A 13,431-nucleotide genomic window follows, 5' to 3' on the forward strand; every position below is an offset into this window, starting at 1 on the left:
AATCATGGTCTGAACGGTCCCGGGGATGACGGGGGGCTCTTGAGCGAGCCCCCCGTCAGGCCCGTCAGACCTCTTCGACGCTGCTCGGCTCGCGCCGGGACAGGTCGATACCGAGCTCCTCCGCCGCGCGGAAGACGTCCTCGTCGGTGTCGCGCATCTCGATGGACATGCCGTCCGAGGACAGCACCTCCACGTTGAGGCAGAGCGACTGCATTTCCTTGATGAGCACCTTGAAGGACTCGGGAATGCCCGGCTCGGGGATGTTCTCGCCCTTGACGATCGCCTCGTAGACCTTCACGCGGCCGGTCACGTCGTCGGACTTGATGGTCAGCAGCTCCTGGAGGGCGTAGGCGGCGCCATAAGCCTCGAGCGCCCACACCTCCATCTCACCGAAGCGCTGGCCACCGAACTGCGCCTTACCACCCAGCGGCTGCTGCGTGATCATCGAGTACGGACCGGTCGACCGGGCGTGGAGCTTGTCGTCGACCAGGTGGTGGAGCTTGAGGATGTACATGTACCCGATGGAGATCGGGTCCGGGAACGGCTCACCGGAGCGGCCGTCGAACAGACGCGCCTTGCCGGACGGGAGGACCAGGCGGTCGCCGTCGCGGTTCGGGATGGTGTGCTCGAAGAGGCCGGCGAGCTCGTCCTCACGGGCGCCGTCGAACACCGGGGTGGCGACGTTGGTACCGGGCTCGACCTTGTCGGCACCGATGACCTTCAGACGCTCGGCCCAGTCCTCGGCCAGGCCGGAGACGTCCCAGCCGCGGCTGGCGAGCCAGCCGAGGTGGATCTCCAGGACCTGTCCCGGGTTCATTCGGGACGGGACACCCAGCGGGTTGAGGATGATGTCGACCGGCGTGCCGTCTTCCAGGAAGGGCATGTCCTCGATCGGAAGGATCTTGGAGATGACGCCCTTGTTGCCGTGGCGGCCGGCGAGCTTGTCGCCGTCGGTGATCTTGCGCTTCTGGGCGACGTAGACGCGGACCAGCTGGTTCACGCCCGGAGGAAGCTCGTCGCCCTCCTCGCGGTCGAAGACGCGGACACCGATGACCTTGCCGATCTCACCGTGAGGCACCTTGAGCGAGGTGTCGCGCACCTCGCGGGCCTTCTCACCGAAGATCGCACGGAGCAGGCGCTCCTCCGGGGTCAGCTCGGTCTCGCCCTTGGGCGTGACCTTGCCGACCAGGATGTCGCCGGCGACGACGTCCGCACCGATGCGGATGATGCCGCGCTCGTCGAGGTCGGCGAGGACCTCCTCGGAGACGTTCGGGATGTCCCGGGTGATCTCCTCGGGGCCCAGCTTGGTGTCACGGGCGTCGACCTCGTGCTCCTCGATGTGGATCGAGGAGAGGACGTCGTCCTGCACGAGGCGCTGCGACAGGATGATCGCGTCCTCGTAGTTGTGACCTTCCCAGGGCATGAACGCGACGAGCAGGTTCTTGCCGAGGGCCATCTCGCCCTCTTCGGTCGCGGGACCGTCGGCGAGGACCTGGGACTCGACGATCCGGTCACCCTCGTTGACGATGACCTTCTGGTTGACCGAGGTGCCCTGGTTCGAGCGGGAGAACTTCGCGACGCGGTACGTGGTGTACGTGCCGTCGTCGTTCGCCACGGTGACGTAGTCGGCCGAGACCTCCTGGACGACACCGTCCTTCTCCGCACGGATCGAGTCACCGGCGTCGACCGCACAGCGGTACTCCATGCCGGTGCCGACGAGCGGCGCCTCCGCCTTGATGAGCGGAACGGCCTGGCGCATCATGTTCGCGCCCATGAGGGCGCGGTTGGCGTCGTCGTGCTCCAGGAAGGGGATCATCGCGGTCGCGACGGACACCATCTGGCGCGGGGAGACGTCCATGTAGTCGACGTCGTCGCCGGCGATGTAGTCGATCTCGCCACCACGACGGCGAACCAGCACGCGGTTCTCGGTGAAGCGCATCTCGTCGTTCAGGCCGGCGTTGGCCTGGGCGATGACGAAGCGGTCTTCCTCGTCGGCGGTCAGGTAGTCCACGTCGTCCGTGACGACACCGTCGATGACCTTGCGGTACGGGGTCTCGACGAAGCCGAACGCGTTCACGCGGCCGTAGGACGCGAGCGAGCCGATCAGACCGATGTTCGGGCCTTCGGGGGTCTCGATCGGGCACATGCGGCCGTAGTGCGACGGGTGGACGTCTCGGACCTCGAAGCCGGCCCGCTCACGGGACAGACCGCCGGGGCCCAGCGCCGACAGGCGGCGCTTGTGGGTCAGACCCGACAGCGGGTTGTTCTGGTCCATGAACTGCGACAGCTGGCTGGTGCCGAAGAACTCCTTGATGGAGGCGACGACCGGCCGGATGTTGATCAGGGTCTGCGGCGTGATCGCCTCGACGTCCTGGGTCGTCATGCGCTCGCGGACGACGCGCTCCATACGAGCCAGACCCGTGCGGACCTGGTTCTGGATGAGCTCGCCGACGTTGCGCAGACGACGGTTGCCGAAGTGGTCGATGTCGTCGGTCTCGACCACGATCGAACGGCCGGACTCGCCGGTCGTCTCGGTCTCGCCGGCGTGCAGCTTGACCAGGTACTTGATCGTTGCGATGACGTCGTCGGTGGTGAGCACGCCGGCGTCCAGCGGCTCGTCGGCGCCGAGCTTCTTGTTCACCTTGTAGCGGCCGACCTTGGCGAGGTCGTAGCGCTTCGGGTTGAAGTAGAGGTTCTCGAGCAGCGTCTGAGCGGCCTCGCGGGTCGGCGGTTCGCCCGGACGCAGCTTGCGGTAGATGTCGAGCAGCGCGTCGTCCTGACCCTGGGTGTGGTCCTTCTCCAGGGTGGCGCGCATGGACTCGTACTCGCCGAACTCCTCGAGGATCTGCTCGGTGGTCCAGCCGAGAGCCTTCAGGAGGACGGTGACGGACTGCTTGCGCTTGCGGTCGATGCGGACACCGACCATGTCGCGCTTGTCGATCTCCATCTCGAGCCAGGCACCCCGGGACGGGATGATCTTGGCCGCGAAGATGTCCTTGTCGGACGTCTTGTCGATGGAGGAGTCGAAGTAGACACCGGGGGAGCGGACAAGCTGCGACACGACGACACGCTCGGTGCCGTTGATGACGAAGGTGCCCTTGTTGGTCATGAGCGGGAAATCGCCCATGAAGACCGTCTGAGACTTGATCTCTCCGGTCTCGTTGTTCGTGAACTCGGCTGTGACGAACAGCGGCGCCGCGTACGTGAAGTCGCGGTCCTTGCACTCGTCGACAGAGTTCTTCGCCGGCTCGAAACGGTGGTCGCGGAAGGTCAGCGACATCGACCCGGAGAAGTCCTCGATCGGCGAGATCTCCTCGAAGATCTCTTCCAGACCGGACTTGGTGGGGACGTCCTGTCCACTCTCAAGCGCCGACTCGACGCGAGACTTCCAGGCAGCGTTGCCGAGAAGCCAGTCAAAGCTCTCGGTCTGCAGCGCCAGGAGGTTCGGAACCTCGAGGGGCTCCTTGATCTTTGCAAAGGAGATGCGCAGCGGGGCGGTGCTGGCACCGTTGTTCGTATTGGTCGAGGCGTTGCGCGAGGCGGCCAAGAGGGGGTCCTTCCGAGGGCTCGGACTCACTACGCGCGTACCGGTCCCAGCTGACACAGAAGACCTTCGTGATCCGATCCGGCCGAAGGGCCAGGTCAGGACGATCAATCAGGTGTGCTCAAACGTGGGTATGCCCCTGGCGACGGGCAGGGGGCAGCTAACAGGCAGCGCAAAGGGTCAGTGTAGCCACTTGGCTCACTGATGTCCAGACCAGGTTTCCGGAAACCGGCAACAGGCCTTCCCCATGTCGTCAATCAAACCCTGCGTCCAACGCTTCGGCTCTCGTACCTCGTACACAGAGCGCGTATCAGTACTGCCCTCTTCGTAGTCGATCCATGCCTCGGATCCCGGATCGAACTGTCCGATCGGGCCCGAGTCGGCGACGGATCTGAGAATTGCGCGCCGCGTCCCGTTCGTCAAGGCCCCCTGCTCCGAGCGGATCATCTTGGGACCCTGCCGCGGAGCAACGATGATCACCCTACTCCCCAACGAGACCAGGGCAAGTCAGGCACTGCGGGTACGCCAAAGGGCGACCACCCTTACGGGTGATCGCCCTTCGCAGGAGCCTCGTGGAGGCCCCAGAGGTGTTACTTGACCTCGACAGCCGCGCCGGCAGCCTTGAGGGACTCGGCGGCCTTGTCAGCGGCCTCCTTGGCGACCTTCTCGAGAACGGGCTTCGGGGCGCCGTCCACGAGGTCCTTGGCCTCCTTGAGGCCCAGGGAGGTCAGCTCGCGCACGACCTTGATGACCTGGATCTTCTTGTCGCCGGCACCGGTGAGGATGACGTCGAACTCGTCCTGCTCCTCCGGGGCGTCGGCCGCGGGGCCACCCTGCGCGGGGCCAGCAACGGCGACGGCCGCGGCGGCGGTGACGTCGAACTTCTCCTCGAAGGCCTTCACGAACTCGGAGAGCTCGATGAGGGTCATCTCCTCGAACTGGGCGAGGAGGTCGTCCTGAGAGAGCTTCGCCATGATGGGCGATCCTTCCACTATTTCGGCAGGTGCCGGATGTATAGAGAGGCGGGCGTAACGGCCCGCTACGACCCACGCACTAGGCGGCGTGGATCAGTGCGCGAGCCGAATTACTCGGCACCGCCCTGCTCGGCGAGCTTGACGCGAAGCGCTTCCGCAGTGCGGACGAACTTCGACGGCAGCGCCTGGAAGAGCGAGGCAGCCTGAGACTGCTTGCCCTTGAACGCGCCGGCCAGCTTGCTGAGCAGAACCTCGCGGGACTCGAGGTCCGCGAGCTTCTTGATCTCATCGGCGGTCAGCGCCTTACCGTCAAGGACACCGCCCTTGATGATGAGGTTCGGGTTCTCCTTGGCGAAGTCACGCAGGCTCTTCGCCGACTCCACCGGGTCACCGGTGATGAAGGCGACCGCGGTCGGACCAGCGAAGTGCTCGTCCAGCGCGGTGATCCCGGCCTGGTTGGCCGCAATCTTGGTCAGCGTGTTCTTCACCACGGCGTACTGGGCGTTCTCACCGAGCGAACGACGCAGCGTCTTGAGCTGCGCCACGGTGAGACCCCGGTACTCGGTCAGCACGGCGGCGTTCGAGCTCTGGAACTGGTCCGTGAGCTCGGCTACCGCGGCAGCCTTGTCGGGCCTTGCCATAGAGCGTCGGCCTCCTTCCGGGTGATGAGGACCGCTCAGAAGGGGCTGAACAAGACGAAACGCCCCGGCGCAAGCGCACGGGGCGTAAGCTCAACCGAATCGCTCCGGGAGCTTCTCCACGAACACCTGCGCAGGACGTCCGCATTCAACGGATCCTTCGGCCACCGAAACCCTTGCGGGCACGGCAACGACCAGCGGTCTTTGGCTTCTCGTGAAGCGTACGTGAAACGGCCCAGCCGAGGCAAATCGCCTCAGGAACGCTTCAGACCGCCCAGTCCGGCGTCCTTCAGCTTCCGGTCCGCCTCGTCCAGGGTGCGGTCGGTCTCCTCGAGGCTCTCGTCGATGCCCTTCATGACGTCGTCGAAGTCGGCCACCTGGTCGGCGGGCGGTGCGACGACCGGCGCGGTCGTGCCGTACCCCGAGAACTTCGCCGTGGTCTTCGCCGTACCGTCCCCGACGGTCCGCACGGTGTCGACGCGGACGGGATGCCCGTCCTTGCCGATCCACAGGTCGATGTCGAGGCTCTTGACGTCCTTCACCGCCTCGTGGAGGTAGCGCCGGTTCGCCTCCTCCATGACCTTGGTGGACTCGTCGGCCCGGAGCAGGTCTGCCTGCGTGAGGGCGGCCCGGTAGTGGTCGGCGTCGACGCCGTCGGTCTGTTCCGTGCCGACGCGCGTGACCTTCTCCTGGCCGAGGAGGAGCGCGAGGTACTCGGCCGGGTCGTCGTTGAGCCGGGGCGGGGGCGCCCCGTCCTTGGCCAGGTTCATCTTCATCCAGGACTTGCCCTGCACGGGCTTGTCCGAGTGGGTGTAGACGATGCCGTCCAGCATGACCTGGTGGCCCGCGGTGCCCGGGGCCCGGCCCTTGACGGCGATGCCGGTGATGTTCGGGTACCAGCCCTTCGCCCCGACGACCTGGTGCGTCTTGCCGTCGCTCCCGGTGACGGTCATGTCCACCGCGGCGAACCGGGCGACCACCGTCTTCTGGTACGAGAGCTTCACGACGTCGGGGGAGGTGGCTTCCCTGACCTCCGCCGCCTTCGCCCCGTCCTGCTCCCCGGCGGCCCCGTCGGCGCCCCCGCAGGCGGTGAGCCCCGCCGCGAGCAGCGCGGCGGCCGCCGTTGCCGTGCCGGCCCGGGTCAGGGTCCGTACAGCCTGGTTCATTCGTTCTCCCCCGTCATCGGATCTGGTACCGCGGTGCCGTCGAAGGCGCTCAGGCAGTGCCGTCCGCGTCGTCCTTCATCATTTCCGCCAGGTCCACGACCTGGTCGGCCGGCGGAGCCGTGATCTCGACGGGCTTGTTGACGTCGAGGAACTTGACGGTGACGTCCATCGGGCCCGCGGTGCCCTGGCCGCGGGTGCGGACCTGCTTGGTCTGGTCGGCCTCGTCGATCCAGATGTCCATCGTCAGTTCCTTGATGCCCTGGGCTTCGAGCATCTTCAGGTTCTTCTCCTGGCGGGCCTTGGCCTCGGGAGTGGTCGCGGCGCCCGGGTCCCTCAGCTGGTCCAGCCCGACCGTGCCCGTCAGGTGCGTGGTCTTCTGGCCGTCGACGGTCTCCTCGCCGACGGTCTTCAGGTCCTTGGACAGGCTCAGGTCGTTCGCCTTGTCGCCCGGGTTCTCGCCCTGCCGGCCCGCGCCGAGGGCGTCCAGCTGCTTCGCCTGCTCCGGGGCCATGGTCTTCATGTCGAACTTCATCCACTTGCCCTCGTTGCCCAGGTAGAGGGCGCCGTCGAGCAGGCGGATGCCGACGTTCTGCCCGGGCGTCTCGGGCGAGGCCATCGTCATGGACATCGCGACGTCGGGCTTGAGGCGCATGGCGGCCTCGCCGGAGATCGTGGCACCCCCCGCGGTGCCGGACATGGCGTACCGCAGCGAGGTGATCTCCGCGGACTTCTTCTTCGTCTTCTCCAGGAACGCGGCCGGGGTGACCGCGACCGGCGTCACCGCGGCCCGGGACGGCGCCGGGGCGGCGGCGCCGTCCTTCTTCGCGTCCTTCCCGTCCTGGCACGCCGTGGCCCCGCCCACGAGCAGTACGGCGGCCAGCGCGGTGCCGATGGTCTTCCTGCGGTATGCAGACATGGAGGTCCCCACCCCTTGTGTGATCGTCATTTGATTTCGACTTTACGTTCCCGTTGCGATCGAACGCGCGGCCATTACGGGCCGGATGCCCGCTGTGTGGCGCGGAACACGAAAAACGGGCCCCCCACCGCCCGTGAAGGGTGGTGGGGGGCCCGCTCAGCCGTGCGGGGAGCCGGTCAGGCTCGGCCCGTTCAGACCGCGGCCGGGTCTTCCTCGACGAGGAGGTTCCGGGTGCGGTTGGAGTCCAGCTGGATGCCGGGGCCCATCGTGGTGCTCAGGGCGGCCTTCTTGATGTAGCGGCCCTTCGCGGCGGACGGCTTCAGACGCAGGATCTCGTCCAGGGCCGCGCCGTAGTTCTCGACCAGCTGCTCATCGGAGAAGGAGACCTTGCCGATGATGAAGTGCAGGTTCGAGTGCTTGTCGACGCGGAACTCGATCTTGCCACCCTTGATCTCGGTGACAGCCTTCGCGACGTCCATCGTGACGGTGCCGGTCTTCGGGTTCGGCATGAGGCCACGGGGACCGAGCACGCGGCCGAGGCGGCCGACCTTGCCCATGAGGTCCGGGGTGGCGACAACGGCGTCGAACTCGTTGAGGCGGTTGCCCTTGGCGATCTCGTTGATCAGCTCGTCGTCGCCGACGATGTCGGCGCCGGCGGCTTCCGCGGCCGCAGCACGGTCACCGGTCGCGAAGACCAGGACCCGGGCGGTCTTGCCGGTGCCGTGCGGGAGGTTCACGGTGCCACGCACCATCTGGTCGGCCTTGCGCGGGTCGACACCCAGGCGGAAGGCGACCTCGACGGTGCTGTCGAACTTGGTCGCGGAGGTCTCCTTGGCGATACGAACGGCCTCGAGCGGGGCGTACTGCTTCTCCCGGTCGATCTTGGCGTCCGCAGCGCGGAGAGTCTTGCTGCGCTTCACTTCTGCTCCTGTGTTGTGATTCAGGCGTGGAGTCGTGGTGCGGACCAGCGCTTGGTCCTACCACTGGTGGTGCTGGGGGGTGGCTGAATCAGCCTTCGACCGTGATGCCCATCGAACGCGCGGTGCCGGAGATGATCTTCTCCGCGGCGTCGATGTCGTTGGCGTTCAGGTCCGGCATCTTGAGCTCGGCGATCTCGCGGACCTGGGCGCGCGTCAGCTTCGCGACCTTGGTCTTGTGCGGCTCGCCGGAGCCCTTCTCCACGCCCGCGCTCTTCAGGATGAGGCGCGCGGCCGGCGGAGTCTTGGTGATGAAGGTGAAGGAGCGGTCGTCGTAGACCGTGATCTCCACCGGCACGACCATGCCACGCTGCGACTCGGTCGCGGCGTTGTAGGCCTTGCAGAACTCCATGATGTTGACGCCGTGCTGACCGAGCGCGGGGCCGACCGGCGGAGCCGGGTTGGCCGCGCCGGCCTTGATCTGGAGCTTGATAAGCCCCGTGACCTTCTTCTTCTTGGGAGGCATTGCTCTCTCCGGGTCCTAGTGAGAGTTTTCAGCCGCACATCCGGTCATCCGGACGGAGGCATACCGCACCACGATAACGGGTATCGGCGCGGGGCTAAAAACCGAGCAGGTCAGACCGCCCTCGAGGGGCGATCTGACCTGTCCGGAAGCTGTGGCTCAGAAGCCGTCACTCACGCGAAGTGGATCAGCGCGGGTCAGTTCTTCTGGATCTGGTCGAAGCTGAGCTCGACCGGGGTCTCGCGGCCGAAGATCTCGACGAGACCCTTGACCTTCTTCGAGTCCGGGTTGATCTCGTTGATGGTCGCCTGCAGCGTCGCGAACGGGCCGTCGGTGACGGTGACCGAGTCGCCGACCTCGAAGTCCAGGACCTCGATGGTCCGCTTGACGGAGGGCGCCGGCAGGCCGGCCTCTTCCGCGGCGGCCTTGGCGGCCTTCTCCTGCGCCTCCGGGGCGAGCATCTTGACGATCTCGTCCAGCGTCAGCGGGTACGGGTCGTACGCGTTGCCGACGAAGCCGGTGACGCCAGGCGTGTTGCGGACGACGCCCCAGGACTCGTTCGTCAGATCCATGCGGACGAGAACGTATCCGGGCAGCTTGTTCTGCCGGACGTTCTTGCGCTCGCCGTTCTTGATCTGGACGATCTCTTCCTCGGGCACCTCGGCCTGGTAGATGAACTCCTCGACGTTCAGCGAGACGGCGCGCTGCTCCAGGTTGGCCTTCACGCGCTTCTCGTAGCCGGCGTAGGTGTGGATCACGTACCACTCGCCGGGCAGGAGGCGCAGCTCCTCGCGGAGGGCCTGGACCGGGTCCACGGGCTCGGCCGGCTCGACCGGGGCGGCCTCTTCGGCCTCCTCGTCGGCGTCGGCGTCGGCCTCGACCGCGTCCTCGACCTCGTCGGCAGCCTCGTCGTCGTCGGCCTCTGCGACCTCGGCGTCGTCCTCGACCTCGGCGTCAGCCTCGCCCTCGGCCTCGACGTGCAGCGCGGCCTCTTCGGCGGCGACACCCGCCTCGGCGTCCGCGAGCTCTGCCTCGTCGGGGTCCACGGCGTCGGCAGCCTCGACGATGTCGAGCTGGTCCTCAACGGACTCGACGGACTCGACGGACTCGTCGCTCGCGTTCAGGTTCGGGTCAGACACGGTGGCTGCTTCTTCCTGGATACAAAAGGTGGTGGAACATGCGAAAACGGGCGGCACCCATCAAGGCGCCGCCCTCCGCGGGGATCAGCCGAAGACGAACTTGATGGCTTCCTGGAACCCATAGTCAATCACGGTCACCAGACCGATCATGATGACCACGAAGACAATCACCACGGTGGTGTACGTCGTGAGCTGGTTGCGAGTGGGCCATACAACCTTGCGGAGTTCCGCGACGATCTGACGGTAGAACAGCGCGAGACGACCCAGAGGGCCCTTCTTGCCGCGCTTACCGCCCTTGCGGGCCTTCTTCTCGCGCGTCTCGTCCTCGGCGTCAGGCATGTCGATGGAGCCCAGGGCGTCCGTCACGTCTCTCACCTGAATCCGGGTCGTGGCCGTACCGCGCCCGGTTGCGCCGCACGGCGTTGCAGAAGTACGTACCTGCGCACACACATCCTCTAAATGGAGTGTGGAGCAGGGCCGGAGGGACTCGAACCCCCAACCGCTGGTTTTGGAGACCAGTGCTCTACCAATTGAGCTACGACCCTTTGCGTCCCCCAACCTACCGCATCCGGGCGAGTGCACGGAGTGCTCACGCTCTGGAGCGGCTGGCGAGGTCCAACGACAGGTGAGTGTACGTGAACCGGGCCCTGACGTCGAACAGAACCCTCCCTGACATCCGTGCGGTCCGGTAACTGAAACGGTGTGCGGCCGTTCTCGGCGGTCTGGGACGATTGGCCGCATGACCTCTGCAACGCCTTCCTCCGAGCGCCGGGTGTCCGCCCGTATCGGCGCCATTTCCGAGTCCGCCACCCTCGCCGTGGACGCCAAGGCCAAGGCCCTCAAGGCCGCCGGGCGCCCGGTGATCGGCTTCGGTGCCGGCGAGCCCGACTTCCCGACGCCGGACTACATCGTCGAAGCCGCCGTCGAGGCCTGCCGCAACCCCAAGAACCACCGCTACACGCCGGCCGGCGGTCTTCCCGAGCTGAAGGCCGCGATCGCCGCGAAGACGCTGCGCGACTCCGGCTACGAGGTCGACGCGTCGCAGATCCTGGTGACCAACGGCGGCAAGCAGGCGATCTACGAGGCCTTCGCGGCCATCCTGGACCCGGGCGACGAGGTCATCGTCCCGGCTCCGTACTGGACCACCTACCCGGAGTCGATCCGTCTCGCCGGCGGCGTCCCGGTCGAGGTCGTGGCCGACGAGACCACCGGTTACCGGGTGTCCGTCGAACAGCTGGAGGCCGCGCGCACCGAGCGCACCAAGGTCGTCCTCTTCGTCTCCCCGTCCAACCCGACGGGCGCCGTCTACAGCGAGGCCGAGGCCGAGGCGATCGGCCGCTGGGCCGCGGACAAGGGCCTGTGGGTCCTGACCGACGAGATCTACGAGCACCTGGTCTACGGGGACGCGACGTTCGTCTCCCTGCCGGCGATCGTCCCCGAGCTGGCCGACAAGTGCATCATCGTCAACGGCGTCGCCAAGACGTACGCGATGACCGGCTGGCGGGTGGGCTGGATCATCGGCCCGAAGGACGTCGTCAAGGCCGCGACCAACCTGCAGTCGCACGCCACCTCCAACGTCTCCAACGTGGCCCAGGTCGCGGCGCTCGCCGCCGTCTCCGGCAGCCTGGACGCGGTGCACGAGATGCGCACCGCCTTCGACCGCCGCCGCCGGACGATGGTGCGGATGCTGAACGAGATCGACGGCGTCCTCTGCCCGACCCCCGAGGGCGCGTTCTACGTGTACCCGTCCGTGAAGGACGTCCTCGGCAAGGAGATCCGCGGCAAGCGCCCGCAGACCTCCGTCGAGCTGGCCGCCCTGATCCTGGACGAGGCCGAGGTCGCGGTCGTCCCGGGCGAGGCCTTCGGCACCCCCGGTTACCTGCGCCTCTCGTACGCCCTGGGCGACGAGGACCTGGTGGAGGGCGTGTCCCGGATCCAGAAGCTGCTGGCGGAGGCCAAGGCCTAGAGCGGCCCGCGGCAGCACCCGAGTGGCGGTCTCCCCCGAGGGCGGCCGCCATTCGGCGTTTCCGGGTCCGGCGGCGGGCCGGACGGCCGCTTCCGCAGGCCTTCCGCGCCCCCTCCGCCCCCGCCCCGAACCCGCTCGCGCGTTCGAGCAAGCCCCCGATAGGTAAAACGCCCTCCCGCTCGGCGCGTGCGTACGGCAGGATCACCAGATGGAGCACGCACGCGATCTCACGCTTCTGCCGAAAGCGCACCTCCACCTGCACTTCACCGGCTCGATGCGACCATCGACCCTGCTGGAACTCGCCGACAAGTACGGCGTCCGCCTCCCCGACGCCCTGACCGGCGGGGAGCCCCCCAAGCTGCGCGCCACCGACGAGCGCGGCTGGTTCCGCTTCCAGCGGCTGTACGACGCCGCCCGGTCCTGCCTCCGCGAGCCCGACGACATCCGCCGCCTGGTCCGCGAGGCGGCGGAGGAGGACGTACGGGACGGCAGCGGCTGGCTGGAGATCCAGGTGGATCCCACGTCCTACGCCCCGCTGCTCGGCGGCATGATCCCGGCCGTCGAGATCATCCTCGACGCCGTCGACTCGGCCTCCCGCGAGACCGGCCTGGGGATGCGGGTGGTCATCGCCGCGAACCGCATGAAGCACCCGCTGGACGCCCGCACCCTGGCCCGCCTCGCCGTCCGGTACGCCGACCGCGGCGTCGTCGGCTTCGGGCTCTCCAACGACGAACGCCGGGGCATGGCCCGCGACTTCGACCGCGCCTTCGCCATCGCCCGCGAGGGCGGCCTCCTCGCCGCCCCGCACGGCGGCGAGCTCACCGGCCCGGCCTCGGTCCGCGACTGCCTGGACGACCTGCACGCGGCCCGCATCGGGCACGGCGTCCGGGCCGCCGAGGACCCGCGGCTGCTCCAGCGCCTGGCCGACCGGCAGATCACCTGCGAGGTCTGCCCGGCCTCGAACGTGGCCCTCGGGGTGTACGAGCGGCACGAGGACGTCCCGCTGCGGACGCTCTTCGAGGCGGGCGTCCCGATGGCGCTGGGCGCGGACGACCCGCTGCTGTTCGGGTCCCGGCTGGCGGCCCAGTACGAGATCGCCCGTACGCACCACGCCTTCACGGACGCGGAGCTCGCCGAGCTGGCCCGCCAGTCGGTGCGCGGTTCGGCCGCGCCCGAGGAGGTGCAGGCCAAGCTGCTGGCGGGGATCGACCAGTGGCTCAGCGGGTGAGCCGCAGGTCCCCCTCGTAACAGTCGGCGCGCACCCGGCCGCCGTCCGGGAAGCCGATCTCCAGGTGGGTGCGGCCCTGCTCGGGCAGCGCGTACTCGGCGACCGAGGCGACGGTCTCGCCGAGGTGGCGCAGGAAGGGGTGGTCGCCGAGGTCCTCGCCGACCTCGATGCGGCCCCACTCCCCCATGTCGTACGGCGCGTGCGGCGCCGCGGACTCGACGATGAGGCACTGGTCGGATCCGGTGGTGATCCGGATGGAGTCGCCGACGCTGTCGATCAGCCAGACGTCGAGGGGGGCCTCGGAGCGCTCGCCGTCGCTGATGTGCCAGGACGCGACGACTCGGCTGAGCGTGCGCCCCACGAGGCGGGTGGGGTCCGTACCGGCCCCGTGGAGGGGACAGAGCATGGGCGGCCGGGGCT

12 protein-coding genes and 1 tRNA gene are annotated in these 13,431 nt (G+C 67.8%); 2 read left to right on the forward strand and 11 right to left on the reverse strand.

The annotated features are described in order from the left end of the window. Positions 1–64: 64 nt before the first annotated feature. The 10 genes from rpoB to ACZ6S8_RS11620 all read right to left on the reverse strand — a co-directional run bounded on the left by rpoB (position 65) and on the right by ACZ6S8_RS11620 (position 10,362). Positions 65–3,547, reverse strand: coding sequence for a DNA-directed RNA polymerase subunit beta (gene rpoB, locus ACZ6S8_RS11575; protein ID WP_469454632.1), 3,483 nt, complete (start codon positions 3,545–3,547; stop codon positions 65–67). 587 nt (positions 3,548–4,134) lie between these two features. Beyond that, positions 4,135–4,518, reverse strand: coding sequence for a 50S ribosomal protein L7/L12 (gene rplL / locus ACZ6S8_RS11580; protein WP_469454634.1), 384 nt, complete (start codon positions 4,516–4,518; stop codon positions 4,135–4,137). A 110-nt stretch (positions 4,519–4,628) separates the two neighbouring features. Next, a complete protein-coding gene (gene rplJ, locus ACZ6S8_RS11585; protein WP_267724692.1) occupies positions 4,629–5,159 on the reverse strand; it encodes a 50S ribosomal protein L10 in 531 nt (176 codons plus the stop codon). Between the two features lie 251 nt (positions 5,160–5,410). Continuing rightward, entirely contained in the window at positions 5,411–6,322 is a 912-nt protein-coding gene (locus ACZ6S8_RS11590) for an SCO4651 family lipoprotein (RefSeq protein WP_469454637.1), read from the reverse strand. Positions 6,323–6,371: 49 nt separating this feature from the next. Then, positions 6,372–7,238 carry an SCO4651 family lipoprotein gene (locus ACZ6S8_RS11595; protein WP_469454639.1) on the reverse strand — a complete coding sequence of 289 codons (867 nt, stop codon included), beginning with the start codon at positions 7,236–7,238 and terminating at the stop codon, positions 6,372–6,374. Between the two features lie 191 nt (positions 7,239–7,429). Then, positions 7,430–8,158 carry a 50S ribosomal protein L1 gene (rplA, locus tag ACZ6S8_RS11600; RefSeq protein WP_469454641.1) on the reverse strand — a complete coding sequence of 243 codons (729 nt, stop codon included), beginning with the start codon at positions 8,156–8,158 and terminating at the stop codon, positions 7,430–7,432. 88 nt (positions 8,159–8,246) lie between these two features. Beyond that, on the reverse strand, positions 8,247–8,681 hold the full coding sequence (gene rplK / locus ACZ6S8_RS11605; RefSeq protein ID WP_267724684.1) for a 50S ribosomal protein L11: 435 nt from the start codon (positions 8,679–8,681) through the stop codon (positions 8,247–8,249). Positions 8,682–8,875: 194 nt separating this feature from the next. Next, entirely contained in the window at positions 8,876–9,817 is a 942-nt protein-coding gene (gene nusG, locus ACZ6S8_RS11610) for a transcription termination/antitermination protein NusG (RefSeq protein WP_469454643.1), read from the reverse strand. An 84-nt stretch (positions 9,818–9,901) separates the two neighbouring features. Next, complete coding sequence (gene secE, locus ACZ6S8_RS11615; protein ID WP_030825982.1) at positions 9,902–10,183, reverse strand: preprotein translocase subunit SecE; 282 nt, start codon at positions 10,181–10,183, stop codon at positions 9,902–9,904. Positions 10,184–10,289: 106 nt separating this feature from the next. Further along, positions 10,290–10,362: transfer RNA gene (locus tag ACZ6S8_RS11620), tRNA-Trp, on the reverse strand. Between the two features lie 194 nt (positions 10,363–10,556). On the opposite strand from ACZ6S8_RS11620, the gene ACZ6S8_RS11625 reads away from it, so the two are divergent. Next, the gene (locus tag ACZ6S8_RS11625; protein WP_469454645.1) at positions 10,557–11,783 is read left to right on the forward strand and encodes a pyridoxal phosphate-dependent aminotransferase; all 1,227 of its coding nucleotides are present in this window, start codon (positions 10,557–10,559) and stop codon (positions 11,781–11,783) included. Positions 11,784–11,991: 208 nt separating this feature from the next. Beyond that, a complete protein-coding gene (locus ACZ6S8_RS11630) occupies positions 11,992–13,011 on the forward strand; it encodes an adenosine deaminase (RefSeq protein ID WP_469454646.1) in 1,020 nt (339 codons plus the stop codon). Here ACZ6S8_RS11630 and ACZ6S8_RS11635 read toward each other — a convergent pair. Continuing rightward, positions 13,001–13,417 (reverse strand): hypothetical protein, encoded by a 417-nt coding sequence (locus ACZ6S8_RS11635; RefSeq protein ID WP_267724668.1) that lies wholly within the window; start codon positions 13,415–13,417, stop codon positions 13,001–13,003. The two genes, ACZ6S8_RS11630 and ACZ6S8_RS11635, sit on opposite strands and share 11 nt — an antisense overlap. Between the last annotated feature and the right edge of the window lie 14 nt (positions 13,418–13,431).

Source organism: Streptomyces sp. NPDC048461, from assembly GCF_055587105.1.

Excerpts from the sequence above, each read along its gene's own strand:
- rplL (WP_469454634.1), bottom strand. The coding sequence starts at position 4,518 with ATGGCGAAGCTCTCTCAGGACGACCTCCTCGCCCAGTTCGAGGAGATG.
- rplJ (WP_267724692.1), bottom strand. The coding sequence starts at position 5,159 with ATGGCAAGGCCCGACAAGGCTGCCGCGGTAGCCGAGCTCACGGACCAG.
- ACZ6S8_RS11590 (WP_469454637.1), bottom strand. The coding sequence starts at position 6,322 with ATGAACCAGGCTGTACGGACCCTGACCCGGGCCGGCACGGCAACGGCG.
- ACZ6S8_RS11595 (WP_469454639.1), bottom strand. The coding sequence starts at position 7,238 with ATGTCTGCATACCGCAGGAAGACCATCGGCACCGCGCTGGCCGCCGTA.
- rplK (WP_267724684.1), bottom strand. The coding sequence starts at position 8,681 with ATGCCTCCCAAGAAGAAGAAGGTCACGGGGCTTATCAAGCTCCAGATC.
- ACZ6S8_RS11625 (WP_469454645.1), top strand. The coding sequence starts at position 10,557 with ATGACCTCTGCAACGCCTTCCTCCGAGCGCCGGGTGTCCGCCCGTATC.
- ACZ6S8_RS11630 (WP_469454646.1), top strand. The coding sequence starts at position 11,992 with ATGGAGCACGCACGCGATCTCACGCTTCTGCCGAAAGCGCACCTCCAC.
- ACZ6S8_RS11635 (WP_267724668.1), bottom strand. The coding sequence starts at position 13,417 with ATGCTCTGTCCCCTCCACGGGGCCGGTACGGACCCCACCCGCCTCGTG.